Annotated in this window: 14 protein-coding genes; 8 read left to right on the top strand and 6 right to left on the bottom strand. The window is 70.3% G+C overall.

The window, feature by feature from the left end; translation table 11 throughout:
* Positions 1 to 27 precede the first annotated feature (27 nt).
* Positions 28 to 717, top strand: a complete 690-nt coding sequence (locus B0E52_RS03500; RefSeq protein ID WP_077481834.1) for a hypothetical protein — start codon at positions 28 to 30, stop codon at positions 715 to 717.
* On the opposite strand, the gene B0E52_RS03495 is transcribed toward B0E52_RS03500, so the two are convergent.
* Positions 714 to 1,292, bottom strand: a complete 579-nt coding sequence (locus tag B0E52_RS03495) for a dienelactone hydrolase family protein (RefSeq protein ID WP_077481832.1) — start codon at positions 1,290 to 1,292, stop codon at positions 714 to 716. The genes B0E52_RS03500 and B0E52_RS03495 overlap by 4 nt on opposite strands.
* Before the next feature lie 169 nt (positions 1,293 to 1,461).
* Here B0E52_RS03495 and B0E52_RS03490 point away from each other — a divergent pair, with 169 nt between their 5' ends.
* Positions 1,462 to 1,740, top strand: a complete 279-nt coding sequence (locus B0E52_RS03490; protein WP_077481830.1) for a hypothetical protein — start codon at positions 1,462 to 1,464, stop codon at positions 1,738 to 1,740.
* Between the two features lie 78 nt (positions 1,741 to 1,818).
* On the top strand, positions 1,819 to 2,328 hold the full coding sequence (locus B0E52_RS03485) for a hypothetical protein (RefSeq protein ID WP_077481828.1): 510 nt from the start codon (positions 1,819 to 1,821) through the stop codon (positions 2,326 to 2,328).
* Positions 2,329 to 2,337: 9 nt separating this feature from the next.
* Here B0E52_RS03485 and B0E52_RS03480 read toward each other — a convergent pair whose 3' ends face one another.
* Both B0E52_RS03480 and B0E52_RS03475 read right to left on the bottom strand, forming a co-directional pair.
* Complete coding sequence (locus tag B0E52_RS03480; protein ID WP_139351570.1) at positions 2,338 to 2,574, bottom strand: hypothetical protein; 237 nt, start codon at positions 2,572 to 2,574, stop codon at positions 2,338 to 2,340.
* Between the two features lie 118 nt (positions 2,575 to 2,692).
* On the bottom strand, positions 2,693 to 3,157 hold the full coding sequence (locus tag B0E52_RS03475) for an N-acetyltransferase (RefSeq protein WP_077481824.1): 465 nt from the start codon (positions 3,155 to 3,157) through the stop codon (positions 2,693 to 2,695).
* 233 nt (positions 3,158 to 3,390) lie between these two features.
* Between B0E52_RS03475 and B0E52_RS03470 the strand changes: the two genes are divergently transcribed.
* Complete coding sequence (locus tag B0E52_RS03470) at positions 3,391 to 4,905, top strand: RimK family protein (protein WP_077481822.1); 1,515 nt, start codon at positions 3,391 to 3,393, stop codon at positions 4,903 to 4,905.
* Between the two features lie 134 nt (positions 4,906 to 5,039).
* Here B0E52_RS03470 and B0E52_RS03465 read toward each other — a convergent pair whose 3' ends face one another.
* Complete coding sequence (locus tag B0E52_RS03465) at positions 5,040 to 5,291, bottom strand: hypothetical protein (RefSeq protein WP_077481820.1); 252 nt, start codon at positions 5,289 to 5,291, stop codon at positions 5,040 to 5,042.
* 189 nt (positions 5,292 to 5,480) lie between these two features.
* Between B0E52_RS03465 and aroE the strand changes: the two genes are divergently transcribed.
* The 3 genes from aroE to B0E52_RS03450 all read left to right on the top strand — a co-directional run bounded on the left by aroE (position 5,481) and on the right by B0E52_RS03450 (position 8,892).
* Positions 5,481 to 6,308 (top strand): shikimate dehydrogenase, encoded by an 828-nt coding sequence (gene aroE, locus B0E52_RS03460; protein WP_077481818.1) that lies wholly within the window; start codon positions 5,481 to 5,483, stop codon positions 6,306 to 6,308.
* 166 nt (positions 6,309 to 6,474) lie between these two features.
* Complete coding sequence (locus B0E52_RS03455) at positions 6,475 to 8,235, top strand: peptide-N4-asparagine amidase (protein WP_254426691.1); 1,761 nt, start codon at positions 6,475 to 6,477, stop codon at positions 8,233 to 8,235.
* Between the two features lie 111 nt (positions 8,236 to 8,346).
* Positions 8,347 to 8,892: a hypothetical protein gene (locus B0E52_RS03450; RefSeq protein WP_077481816.1), complete on the top strand. Its 546-nt coding sequence runs from the start codon at positions 8,347 to 8,349 to the stop codon at positions 8,890 to 8,892.
* 6 nt (positions 8,893 to 8,898) lie between these two features.
* Here the strand turns inward: B0E52_RS03450 and B0E52_RS03445 are convergent, their stop codons facing one another.
* The gene (locus B0E52_RS03445) at positions 8,899 to 9,429 is read right to left on the bottom strand and encodes a gamma carbonic anhydrase family protein (RefSeq protein WP_077481814.1); all 531 of its coding nucleotides are present in this window, start codon (positions 9,427 to 9,429) and stop codon (positions 8,899 to 8,901) included.
* 113 nt (positions 9,430 to 9,542) lie between these two features.
* Complete coding sequence (locus tag B0E52_RS03440; protein ID WP_077481812.1) at positions 9,543 to 11,264, bottom strand: patatin-like phospholipase family protein; 1,722 nt, start codon at positions 11,262 to 11,264, stop codon at positions 9,543 to 9,545.
* A gap of 103 nt (positions 11,265 to 11,367) precedes the next feature.
* Here B0E52_RS03440 and B0E52_RS03435 point away from each other — a divergent pair, with 103 nt between their 5' ends.
* Positions 11,368 to 13,428 (top strand): M3 family metallopeptidase, encoded by a 2,061-nt coding sequence (locus tag B0E52_RS03435; protein ID WP_077481810.1) that lies wholly within the window; start codon positions 11,368 to 11,370, stop codon positions 13,426 to 13,428.
* Positions 13,429 to 13,630: the final 202 nt, after the last annotated feature.

Here is a 13,630-nt window from a genome sequence, read left to right as displayed (position 1 = left end):
GCGCACGCCCCCGCCCCGGAAACCCCGATGAACCCGATCGAACTGCTGCGCCTGCCCGCCACCGTGCTGCTGGTGCTGGCGGCGATCCTGCTGCTGCTGTGCCTGCTGCAGCTGGTGACGCTGCGTCGGCGCCTCGACGCGGGCGCGCGGCTGGCGGCGTGCTGGCACGGGCTGCTGTGCGTGGCGTGTTTCGCGCTGGCGGTGCTGCTCGGCACGGGCTGCTGGGCGCTGCGCGGCTATCGCCTGCTGGGCGAGGAGGCGCCGGTGGTCGACATCGACGCGCACATCCTCTCGCCTCAGCGCTGGGCCGTCACGCTCGCCTGGCCCGACGGCAGCACGCGCCGGCTCGAACTGGCGGGCGACGACTGGCGCGTCGAGGCGGTGGTGCTGAAGTGGAAACTGCCGGCCGTGCTCGCCGGCCTGCCGCCGCTGTACCGGCTCGACCGCATCGACGGCCGCTACGACGATCCCGCGCAGGAGGCGAGCGCGCCGCGCACCGTGGTCGGCCTCGGTTCCGCCGACGGCTTCGACCTGCTCGACCTGCGCCGGCAATACCCGCGCGCGCTGCCGATGGTGGATGCGGTCTACGGCAGCGGCGCCTTCCTGCCGCTGGTCGACGGCGGCCACTACAGCGTGAGCCTCGCCCGCGATGGCGCGTTGGTGGCGCGGCCGGACGCGGCCACCCGGCAGCGCATCAGCTCGCCGCTGGGCGGTTAAGCGGCGGAATCGCCATCGATCCGCCGCAGGAACGCCAGCACCCGCTCGCCGAGCAGGGCTGCGGCTGTCGGATCGTGTTCGGTCAGGCTGCGATCGCTGAACAGATGCCGCGCGCCGGGGTAGAGGAACAGCTCCGCCGTGTCCACCATGTCGGCGACCTCGCGCGCCACCTCCACGTCGCCCAGCGCATCCTGTTCCATCACGTGGATCTGCAGCGGCAACCCCGCCGGCCAGGGGCCGAACTCGGTCGGCGGCACGCAGGCGTGCAGCAGGATCGCGCCCCTCGCGCCGTCGCGCGTCTGCGCGAGCTTTTGCGCGGGCAGCACGCCCAGCGAGAAGCCGAGATAGACCGCCGTGGCCGGCAGCGACGCGGCCGCCTCGACGCCACGCGCGATGAGCGTGTCGAAGCCAAGACGCTCCGCATGCGCGATGCCGTCCGGCAGCGTGTCGAGGCATGCGCCGGCATACAGGTCCGGCGTGGCGACCCGGTGCCCGGCTGCGCGCAGTTCCTCGGCGAACGCGAGAATGCCCGGCGTGAGGCCCTGGGCATGATGGAACACAACGACATCGGCCATGGCGATGGACTCCGGTGGGGACGGCGGATGATAGACGCGCGGCCGTCCGCCGTCCGTGTGCCGGATGAAATCGACGCAGGAACTTGAACCGCGGCCGCGCTAGATTCGCGTCGCCACGAGGGCGTAGCCATGCGCCTCCCGTGGCATCCACATCACCGGGGAGACGCACATGAAGAAGCTCACAGGGGTTGTTTCGGCCGCCATGCTGGCGCTGGTCGCTGCCGCCGCTTTCGCCGCGCAGCCGGTACGCGATGTCAGCGGCCATCGTCATCCGAACATCGCCGCTGCGCAGCGGCTCACCGACCAGGCCTACCACCGCATCGTCGCCGCGCAGCAGGCGAACGAATGGGACATGGATGGTCACGCGGCGAAGGCGAAGGATCTGCTCGACCAGGCCAACCGCGAACTCAAGGCGGCGGCGGAAGCGGCGAACCACGACCGCAAGTGACGGCCGCGGCGCGCGCGTGAATCGCAACCCGGCCTTGCCGCCGACGCGGCGAGGCCGGATCGACGGGGAGACCAAGCGATGCGAAACCTTTCACCCTGGTGCTGCGCCAGCCTGCTGTTCGTCAGCGCCGCCGCGCAGGCGGCCAGCGACGGGCTGGACCGCATCACGGTCTACGCCGGCACCTGGCACACGCAGGCCGAACACTACGCCACGCCCTACAGCAAGGCCGGCAAGGAAACCGGCACGCTGCACAACGACTGCTGGCGCGGCCGCATGTTCTACGCCTGCGAGCAGATCGTGGACGGCCAGTCCAAGGCGCTGGTGGTGTTCGTGTACGACGCGGCCAAGGGCAGCTATGTCACCCACCCGATCCCCGCCGACGGCAGCGCGGGCGGCGACGGCACGCTGACGATCGACGGCGACCGCTGGACCTTCCCGTGGCAATTCAGCGACCACGGCAAGACGGTATACGCGCGGGTGGTCAACGTCTTCCACGGCCGTGACCGCATCGACTACCGGCAGGAATACTCGCTCGACCAGGTGCACTGGACGCCGATGGCGACGGGGCGGGAAACACGGGAACCGTGAGGCATCGCCTCACAGCGGCGTCAACCAGTACGAACCCAGCAACACCGCGACCGCCACCACGAGCAGCGCCGCGAGGCGACGGACCCACCGCCAATAGCGCAGCGGTTCGACCGTCCGCGCGATGCGCCCCTGGTTCGTGGGCAGGTTGCCGCTGGCCAGCGCGTAGACCAGCAGCGCAAGCAGGATCGCCGCGGCGGCCGCCAGGGGCCAGTTGTGTCGCAGGTGCTCGAGAAAGTGCATGGACACGGCGCTTGCTGGCAGGCCCGCTTTCCCGGGATGGCGACGGATGTTCAGGCAGCCCGGCACAACCGTCAATTGGCGCGTCGCCGGTGCTGGCCTCTCGCCCGCGAGCCGCGGACTGGCCTCACCCCAGCAGCTTCTCGTAGCGCCAACCGTCCCCGCCGTCCTCGTAGTAGCTCTCCAGCGCAGCCAGTCGGCGGTAGCCGAGGCGCTCGTACAGGCGCGCCGCGCCATGGTTGTCGGCGCGCACTTCCAGGCGCAGGGAGCGGCAGCGGCGGCGGCGGGCGAGTTGCTCGGCGGCGGCGAGAAGGGCCGAACCCACGCCCTGGCCGCGCGCGGCGTGGTGGGTGGCGATCGAGTACAACCGCGCCACGCCGCTGCGCTTGCGGAAGAACACCACGGCCGTGCCGAGGAAGCGGTGCGGGCCGGTGCTGGCCACCAGCACCTTGGCGCTGTCGCTGTCGAGGTGGCGGCGGAATTGCGCGCGGCTCAGCCGGTCGCTGTCGAAGCTGTGCTCCTCCAGCGTCACCAGGTCGTCGAGGTCGGAGAGTTCGGCGGAGCGGATGCGCACGGCGGCGGCTGGCGTCATTGGATCACGGCCTCGGGTGACGGCGGATGCGGCCGGCCGCGCAGCAAGTCCGTCGGCCGGGGCGGACTGTAGTGCCGGGTCGGCGGTGCGGCAATCGCGATGCCGGGCGGACGCTCAGAAAAGGTTCAGTGCCACGCCTTGTGGCGCGGTCTTGCTGTGCGACACTGCGCGCTCGCGACTTCGCCGCCCTGCGCGCAGGGCGCTTCCCCGCAATCGCAAGCCTGAGTGGTGACATGGCCCGTCTGGTCATCGTGGTCGAGAAAGCCTCCGACTGGGGTTCCTACTACCCGTCCGTGGACGTGGTCAGCGCAGCGGACTACCTGCGCGAGCCGGCGGGCAGCGACGACGAGCGCACCCACGTCATCAACCTGTGCCGCAGCTACAAGTACCTGGGCACCGGCTACTACGTGTCGCTGCTGGCCGAGGCGCGCGGGCACAAGGTGATGCCCTCGGTGCGCACCATCAACGACCTGGGCCGACGCTCGCTGTACGGCGTGGACATCGAGGATCTCAACACCAATCTCACCCACTTCCTGCCCGCCGGCGGCCGCGACACCACCGATTTCGGCATCCTGGTCTACTTCGGCGAGACCGCCTATTCCGCGCTGCAGGATCTCTCGCGGCAGGTGTTCGAATCCTTCCCCTGCCCGCTGCTGCGCATCGAGTTCGAGCGCGACCGCGTGTGGCAGGTCAGTTCGATCAAGCCGGTGGGCCTGCACACGCTGGACGATGCCCAGGAAGACGCGTTCGCCGAGGAGCTGGACCGCTTTTCGCGCAAGCTCTGGCGCAAGCCGCGCGCGCGCAAGCTGTACCGCTACGACCTCGCGATGCTGGTCGACCCCAACGAACAGATGCCGCCGTCGAACAGGAAGGCGCTGAAGCAGTTCGTCGCCGCCGGCAAGGAGCTCGGCATCGAGGTCGACACCATCGGCAAGAACGACTACCAGCGCCTCGCCGAATACGACGGCCTGTTCATCCGCGAGACCACCGCCAGCGACAACCACACCTACCGCTTCGCGCATCGCGCGGAGAAGGAAGGCATGGTGGTGATCGACGACCCGGCGTCGATCCTGCGCTGCACGAACAAGATCTTCCTCAACGACCTGATGGTTTCGCGCAAGCTCGCCGTGCCGCGCACCGAGATCCTCTACCGCGACGACGGCAAGGGCATGAAGGAAGTCGCGGCCCGGCTTGGTTACCCGCTGGTGCTGAAGATCCCCGACGGCTCGTTCTCGCGCGGCGTGGTGAAGGTGGAGAACGAGGAGGCGCTGGGCAGGGCGAGCGGTGAACTGTTCCAGCACAGCGCGCTGCTGCTGGCGCAAGAATACGTCTATACCGAATTCGACTGGCGCATCGGCGTGCTCAACCGCGTGCCGCTGTATGCGTGCAAGTACTACATGTCGCGCGGCCATTGGCAGATCTACAACCACGGCGCCAAGGGCACGGCGAAATCCGGCGGGTTCAAGACGATCGCGGTGGACGACGCGCCGGCCGAAGTGGTGAAGCTGGCGCTGAAGGCCACCAGTGCGGTCGGCGACGGCTTCTACGGCGTGGACCTCAAGCAGGTCGGCGACAAGCCGGTGGTGATCGAGGTCAACGACAACCCGTCGATCGATGCCGGCGTGGAGGACGTCCATCTCGGCGAGGAGTTGTACCTGCGCGTGATGCGCGAATTCCTGCGCCGGATGGAACGCAAGCGGCAGGGCATCGGCACGCGGATGTCCCAGCGCGAGCACGCCGGCAACTGACCTGTCGGCAACGGGATGAGATCGTGCCGGATGCCGCATCCCTGCGGCACCCGGCACCGGGCGCGCTCCCTCGCGCGATGCACTCCCTGGCCCGCGGCATCCCGGCGGCGGGCCGTTCCACTGCCAGATGGAATTCAGTGACGGCGCGTCGCGTGCACGCGCCGCGCATGCCGCCATGCAAGCCATTGCCGCGGCAGGCCCGGTTCGAGGATCAGCAGCAGCGCCAGCGGCGCCAGCAGCAGCCACACCAGCGGCGCCCAGCCCAGCAGCGCGGTATGCGCCGGCACCAGGGTGGTGACGAGCAGCGCCGTGCCGATGGCCAGCCACAGCAGGGCGATGGCGAGCAGGCGGTCGTGCCGGCGGTGGTCGATGACGGTGGGGCGCATGGCGGCTTCCTCGCGGGGCGATGGAGCCAGCATGCCGACGGGCTATCTCAAAACCCGCGACAGCAGCTGAGGCAGTGTCGGTTTGGACGTTGTAGGTCGGGATTCATCCCGACTTCCCGCCCGGGCAGCGTCGATGTCGGGCTGAAGCCCGACCTCCGTACAATGGACGTCCATTCCCAGGAGCAGCGCATGAGCCAGCCCGCCCAGTTCGCCGTGTTCGGCCACCCGATCGCGCATTCGCTGTCGCCGCGCATCCACGAGGCCTTCGCGCGGCAGTTCGGCATCGCGCTGGAGTACCGCACCATCGACGCGGCGCCGGCGGACTTCGTGGCGGCGGTGCGCGGGTTCTTCGCCGCGGGCGGCGCGGGCGCCAACGTCACCCTGCCGCACAAGGGCGCGGCCTTCGCGCTGGCGGACGAGCGCAGCGCGGCGGCCACCCGTGCCGGCAGCGCGAACGTGCTCACCCGCCTCGCCGACGGCCGGCTCGCCGCGCACAACACCGACGGCGACGGCCTGGTGCGCGACCTTACCGAGCGCCACCGCGTCGACCTGCGCGGCCACGACGCGCTGATGCTGGGTGCGGGCGGTGCGGCGCGCGGCGTGGCGTGGTCGCTGCTGGACGCGGGCGTGCAGACGCTGACCATCGTCAACCGGACGCCGGAAACCGCCGATGCGCTGGCCGATGCGATCGGCGAGCCGGCACGCGTGCACACGCGCTACTGGAACGACCTCGCGAACCTGGGCAGCTACGACCTGATCGTCAACGCGACCTCGGCCGGCGTGCTGGGCGGCGGCCTGCAGCTGCCACCGTCGCTGGTGGGCGCCCGCGCGCTCTGCTGCGACCTCGCCTATGGCGCGGCGGCGATCGGCTTCCTCGCCTGGGCGAAGGCGGCCGGCTCGCGCTACGCCTTCGACGGCCTCGGCATGCTGGTGGAAACCGCGGCCGACGCGTTCGCGCTGTGGCACGGCCGCCGTCCCGACACCGAGCCGGTGTACCAGGCGCTGCGCGCCGGCTGATCGAAAGGTCGCCGGCGACCGCCGGGGCGATGGTCGCAAGAAAACGCCGGACCGATTTGACCCCGTCTAAAAATCCCGGTGCCAGCATGCCCGGCACAGGGGGTGACGGCGCCTGCTCGGCGGACGGGAGAAGTCACGGGCAGGCCCACACGCAAGGGGAAATCGCATGCTGCGCATGGGAGTGTTCGCTCGCAGCCTGGCCATCGCCGGGCTGACGTGCTTTGCCTGCAGTGCCTACGCCGCCGCCGATGCCGGCGCCAGCCCGATCGGTTCGTCCAACACCACCACCGCCGATCCGACGGTGCCGCGCCCGCCGGGCCAGCCCTGCGTGGTGCAGCTGTTCAGCAACGACACCTTCAACGACTTCGGTACCCGCCCCTACAGCTACGCGCCGCCCACCGGCTGCGGCACGCGCTGGGCCAAGGTGGTGCTGGAGGCGGATTTCTCGGTGACCGCGGGCCGCCAGTTCGACCGCACGGCGATGATCTGGCTGGGCGGCGTGAACCTGTACTTCGGCACCACGGCCGAGCCTTCGGCCACGGTGGCGCGGAGCTGGCACGTGGAGCGCGACCTCACCGACTACAGCGCGCTGCTCAGGAATACCGGCCAGGGCCAGGCGATCCTGTGGAACGGGGTGGACAGCACCTACACCGGCGTGCTCCACGGCAGCGCGAAGCTGCTGTTCTATCCGGCCTCGGGCCGGGCGCCCGCGCCGCGCGTGCCCGACCAGGTGATTTCGCTGGGCAGCGATCCGGTAGGCAACATCGCCAACCTGTCCACGTCTACCGACCAGCTGGCGAAGACCCTGAGCCTGCCGCGCAACGTGGAACGTGCCTACCTCGACGTGTTCGCGCAAAGCCAGCACAACGACGAGTTCTGGTACACCTGCGTGCCCGATCAGTACGCCGCCCTGGTGAACGAGTGCGGTGGCGGCAACTTCCGCGAGGCCGAGGTGAGCATCGACGGCCAGCCGGCCGGCGTGGCGCCGATCTATCCGTGGATCTACACCGGCGGCATCGATCCCTACCTGTGGCGGCCGGTTCCCGGCGTGCAGACGATGAACTTCATGCCGTATCGCGTCGACCTCAGCCCGTTCGCGGGCGTGCTCAGCGACGGTGCGCAGCACACGGTGGCGGTGAGCGTGGCCGGCGCGAACAACTACTTCTCCACCGCCGCGACCCTGCTGGTCTACCAGGACCGCCATGCGCGCCAGATCAGCGGCCGCGTGACGCGCAACACCCTGATCGACCAGGCGCCCGTGCCGACCATCGCCAGCACGCTGGACGGCACCGGCAACGGCGACATCACCACGAACCTCTCGCGCCACTTCGTGATCGAGGGCTACGTCGACACCTCGCACGGCCGCGTGCAGAACTCGGTGGACCAGACCGTGAGCTTCGCCGATACCCAGGCCTTCACGATCAACGCGAGCACCTATCGCCAGGTCACCGACCAGCTCACCGCAATGGACGGGGTGAGCCGCAGCCGCATCGGACCGATCGTCACCCGCGAGTACCGGCAGCAAGTGAGCTATCCGCTGCACGTGGACTACGACCAGCCGGTGGCCGCCGACGGCAGCTTCGCCGCGGCCACCACGGTGCAGCAGGGCTACTCGTTGCATCGTTCGCGGGCGTTCGCCGGCATCACCCTGTATGCGGACCACGTGGACAACACGGTGAACAGCGCCGACACGCTGGACTTCGACGCCAGCGGCAACCTCACCGGGCACAGCGGCCAGGCCAGCACGCAGGCGTTCGCCTTTGGCGACAGCTGGGGCGGTTGCTACCGCGCCGACGTGGCGTCGGCAGCGGGCGCAGTGACCGCGTACAGCAGTGGCCAGGGCTGCCCCGGCGGCCAGAACGGCGTGTACTGGTTCAGCCATCCGGATGGCTCGCCCGACCAGGGCGACGCGCTGCTCGACTGGTGAACGCGCGAGCGCGAGTCATCGGCCTGACATGATGCGCCGCTAGCTTGCCGCCACGGTCGCGGTCGTCCATCGGGACGGCCGCGACCGCGGTTCCGGTCAGGCACAGGTGTCATGCAAGCTCTCGCAACCTTCGTTTCTCGCCGCAAGCTCTGGCTGGGCGGCCTCCTGGTGCTGATCCTCGCCGGTGGCGGCTGGTGGCACTGGAACGCGCGCGCCGCGGCCGCGCCGGGGGCCGACGACAGCGGCACGCGCATCCTGCTGGGCCTCGCCGGCGACGCGTTGCACGACGGTCGCCGAGTGGCGCCGGTGGGCAGCAACGCGTTCGAGTTCTACTTCAGCGTGCTGCAGTTCGACCCGCACAATCGCACCGCGCTGGACCAGTTGCGTGATGCGTTCAAGCCGGCCAGCCAGGACGTGGAGCGGACGATCGCCACGGGCGACCTCGACGAGGCGCAACGCGAGCTGCAGCTGCTGCGCGCCTACGATGTCGGCAACTACAAGTACGACCCGGCGCGCTACGAGATGCATTCCAGCAACTACCGGCTGGCATTGCTTGGCAGTTACCTCGATGCGCAACGCAAGCTGCAGCGCCAGCAGCACGCGGAGGAAGCAGCGGCGATCAGCGCCCGGCAGGTGGATGCGGCCGTGCCGCGATAAAGCCGCTCAACCCGCGAGGTAATCGTCCTTCAGCCGTACGTAATGCGCGGCCGAATACAGCAACTGCGCGACCTGCGCGTCGCTGAGCACGCGCACGAACTTCGCCGGGTTACCCAGCCACAGCTCGCGTTCGCCGACGACCTTGCCCGGTGGTACCAGCGCACCGGCGCCGACGAAGCCGTGCTTCTTCACCACCGCGCCGTCCAGCACGCTGGCGTGCATGCCGATCAGGCAGCCGTCCTCGATGGTGCAGGCATGCACCACCGCGGCGTGGCCGATGGTGACGTCGGCGCCGATCAGGCAGGGGAAGCCCGGGCCGTAGGGGCCGGCGTGCGCCACGTGCACGATCGCGCCGTCCTGGATGTTCGTGCGTGGACCGACGCGGATGGCGTTCACGTCGCCGCGCAGCACCGCGCCGGGCCAGATCGACACATCCTCGGCCAGCACCACGTCGCCGATCACGCTGGCGGCGGAGTCGACGTAGACGCGTTCGCCGAGGACGGGGGCGATGCCCTTGTAGCTGCGCAGGGGATTCATCCGTGCATTGTACTTTCCCTCCCCCGTAGGTCGGGCTTCAGCCCGACACACCGGGCGCACGGGGAATGTCGGGCTGAAGCCCAACTACGGCCCGACCTGCGGCCCGCAACGATTCAGCCGCGTTCCGCCTCCAGCACCCGCATCGTCTCGCGATAACCCGCCTCCACCGCGCGCTGCCAGTCCTTCCAGTCCAGCATGCCGATGTGGTCCAGCGGCGGGGTGATCAGCCGCTGCGCCAGCGCGCGGCAGCGTTCACCGGTCTCCTCGCTGTTGACCATCGCGGCGCGGGTAAGCGTGGAGACCAGGCCGGGCCAGCGCGGGCCGCGGCGCTGTTGCAGCAGCAGGCGCCACCATGGCGGCGTGGCGAAGGCCTCGATGCCGCTGCGCAGTTCGATGTCGGCGCGGATGCTCACCGCGGTGAGGTGGGCGAGGCCGTCGGCGGCCATCACGTCGGTGGGCAGGTTGTCCACCAGCGCGCCGTCCACGTAGACCTCGCCGTGGTGCAGTACCGGCGGCAGCACGCCCGGGATCGCGCTGGAGGCGCGCAGCCACAGCCACAGCGGCCCGTGCCGGTGCACCACGCGGCCTGCGCCGGAGAGGTTGGTGGTGACACAGAAGAACGGCGTGGCGAGGTCCTCGATGTCGATCGCGCCGAACGCCTCGCGCAGCAGCAGCGCGGCGCGGCGGCCACGGGTCAGCGCCACCAGCGGCAGGGTCCAGTCCGACAGCGGACGACCGCGCACGAAGGCAGCGTGGTATTTGCGCATCATCGTGGCGGTGTCCCAGCCGTCGGCCACGCCGGCGCCGATGATCGCGCCGATGCTGGTGCCGCCCACCGCGTCGAAGGTGTGGCCGGCTTCGCGCAGCGCCCGGATCGCGCCGAGATGGGCCAGCCCGCGCGCGCCGCCGCCGGCCAGCACCAGGCCGCGACCGTGGCCGCTGACCAGCCGCGCCACCCGCGCGATGTCGTCCTCGCCGCGGATGTGGTGGTGCATCAGCTCGCCGCTGAACTGGGCGCGCCAGCGTCGCGCGGCGCCGTGCTGCACGTCGTGCCCGGCATGCAGCAGCAGCAGATGGCGCGGGCGATGCCGTGCGCGCGAGGGGTGGCCGGGTGCCGCCTCCGGCCACGGTCGCGCCTGCTGCGCCGCCAGCGCGGGCAGCAGCAGCACGTCGGCCTGGCGCAGGCAGCGCTGGCGCCACAGCGCATCGCCGCTGCTGTCGAGGTAGATCACGAAACGCACCTGCGCCTCGCGTTCGGCAAACCAGTCGCTGCCGCGGCCGGCGCCCAGCTCGGCGTCGACCACCAGGCAGTTGCCATGCGCCTCCAGCGCCTGGCCCAGCTGCAGCGCCAGCGCGCGTACCGGCACGTCCGCATCCACCGGCAGGATCGCGAAGGTGCGCGGCTTGTCCGGCGCGGCGTCGCGGCGTTCGTTCTGCAGCAGGCGCTGCACCGCCACGCGGGCCACATCCAGCATCGCGCGCGGGTGGTGCTCGATCAGCGCCTCGAACGCGGCGCGGTCCAGCCGCAGTAGCTCGGAATCGCGCAATGCGCGCACGCCCAGGTGATGTGCGCCGCCGCTGAGCAGGCTGATCTCGCCCACGCATTCGCCGGCGGCGAGCTGGTGCAGCACGGTGGTGGGGCCGTCGAACACGCCGAGGCTGCCGCTGCGCAGCAGGTACAGCGCGTCCGCCGGCTCGCCGGCCTTGTACAGGTACTGCCCGCCGGGCAGGCACAGCCAGCGCAGCTGCCGCGCCAGCGCCGCGCGTTGCGCGTCGCCCAGGTGCGCGAACATCGCGGTGCGTCCAAGCAGTTCGGCCAGATCGGTCGGCGACATGCGGCGGATGCTACCCCTTCCCGATGACAGCCGACCCCGTCACACGGCCACGCTTGATTTCGCCGGGGGCGCTCGCCACGCTTCCGGTTCGAAAGGAGCCTCCATGAACCACGACAACCCGCTGCTGGCCGACGATGCGCTGCCCGCGTTTTCCCGCATCCGTCCCGAGCACATCGCGCCGGCGATAGCCGACATCCTGGCGGACGACCGCGCCGCGATCGATGCGCTCACCGCGGCCGGCGCGCCGCGCGACTTCGCGCACGTGATGCTGGCGCAGGAGCGGCTGGAGCAGCGCCTGGCCCGCGCCTGGGCGCCGGTCTCGCACTTGCACTCGGTGGCCGACAATCCCGCGCTGCGCGAGGCCTACGCCCCGGCCGAGGAAAAGCTCACCGACTACGGTCTCGAACAAGGCCAGAACCGTGCGCTGTACACCGCCGTGCAGGCGGTGGCCGACGCGCCGGGCCATGCCGCGCTGGGCCGGCCCGAGCGTGCGCTGGTGGAACACGCGCTGCGCGATTTCCGGCTCTCCGGCGTGGCGCTGGAAGAACCCGCGCGCACGCGCTTCCGCGAGATCGGCGTCGAGCTCAGCAAGCTTTCCACCGAGTTCTCCAACGCGGTGCTGGACGCCACCGACGCCTGGCACGAGCACGTCACCGACGAGCGCGACCTCGCCGGCGTGCCCGAGTCCGGCCTGGCGGTGCTGCGCCAGTACGCGAAGGAACAGGAGCTGGACGGCTATCTCGTCACGCTGAAGCAGCCCAGCGTGCAGGCCGTGCTCACCTACGCCGACAACCGCGGCTTGCGTGAACGCCTGTACTGGGCCTACCAGACCCGCGCCTCGGAGCAGGGCCCGCACGCGGGCAAGTACGACAACAGTGCGCGCATCGAACGGATCATGGCACTGCGCCACGAAGCCGCCCGGCTGCTCGGCTACGCCAACGCGGCGGAGGAATCGCTGGCCACCAAGATGGCCGGCACGCCCGTCGAGGTGATGGAGTTCCTGCACGATCTCGCCGCGCGCGCGAAGCCGGTGGCGCAGCGCGAGCTGGCCTCGCTGCGCGCGTTCGCGCGCGACGAGCTGGAGCTGGCCAACCTCGAGCCCTGGGACGTGGGCTACGCGTCCGAGAAGCTGCGTCAGCGGAACTACGCGCTCGACGAGGAACAACTCAAGCCCTACTTCCCGCTGCCTGCGGTGATCGACGGCCTGTGGGCGATCGTGCACAAGCTCTACGGCATCCGCCTCGCCCCGCGCGAAGGCGTCGACGTGTGGCATCCCGAGGTGCGCTATTACGACGTGCAGGACGCCGACGGCCGCGTGTTCGCCGGCGCCTACGTCGACCTCTACGCGCGCACCGGCAAGCGCGGTGGCGCGTGGATGGACGTGTGCCGCGCCCGCTTCGACGACGGTGCCGCGAAGCAGCTGCCGGTGGCCTTCCTCACCTGCAACTTCGCGCCGCCCACCGAGGGCCGCCCGGCGCTGCTCACCCACGACGACGTGCTCACCCTGTTCCACGAATTCGGCCACGGCCTGCACCACCTGCTCACCGAGATCGCCCTGCCCTCGATCGGCGGCATCGACGGCGTGGAATGGGACGCGGTGGAGCTGCCCAGCCAGTTCATGGAGAACTTCGGCTGGAACCGCGAGGCGCTGGACCTGTTCGCGCGGCACTGGCAGACCGGCGAGCCGCTGCCCGAGGAACTGTTCCAGCGCATGCTGGCCGCGCGGCATTTCCACGCGGGCCTGTTCCTAGTGCGCCAGCTGGAATTCGCGCTGTTCGACTTCAGCCTGCACCTGGGCTACGACCCCGCCGCGGGTGCGCGCGCGCTGGCCGTGCTGGAAGAGGTGCGCAAGCAGGTCGCGGTGCTGCATCCGCCGGCGTGGCAGCGCTTCCCGCACGCGTTCAGCCACATCTTCGCGGGCGGCTACGCGGCCGGCTACTACAGCTACCTGTGGGCCGAGCTGCTCAGCACCGACGCGTTCGGTGCATTCGAGGACGCGGCGAAGGAAACCGGCAGCGTGATCGACCCCGCCACCGGCGCGCGCTTCCGCCGTGAGGTGCTCGCGGTGGGCGGCAGCCGCCCCGCGCTGGAAAGCTTCGTCGCCTTCCGCGGCCGCAAGCCCGAGCCGGAAGCGCTGCTGCGCAGCCACGGGCTGCTGGACTGAAGAAAGAAAAGGAGCGCCTTGCGGCGCCCCTTTCTCATAGGAAGAGATTATTTTCTTTCGCGACCAAGCAACTAAGGAAACTCTGATTTTGCCCCGTGGTCGAAGCTCGACCTGAGGACGGATGTTACGCGATGACGCCGAAGCAGATGAGCCTGTCGATGGAGCACGACGCCGGTTTCGAACGGCACCGCAAGGCGACGCG

Source organism: Rhodanobacter sp. C06, assembly GCF_002001105.1.
Classification (GTDB): domain Bacteria; phylum Pseudomonadota; class Gammaproteobacteria; order Xanthomonadales; family Rhodanobacteraceae; genus Rhodanobacter_A.
This window is presented reverse-complemented; position numbering and strand designations above follow the sequence as displayed.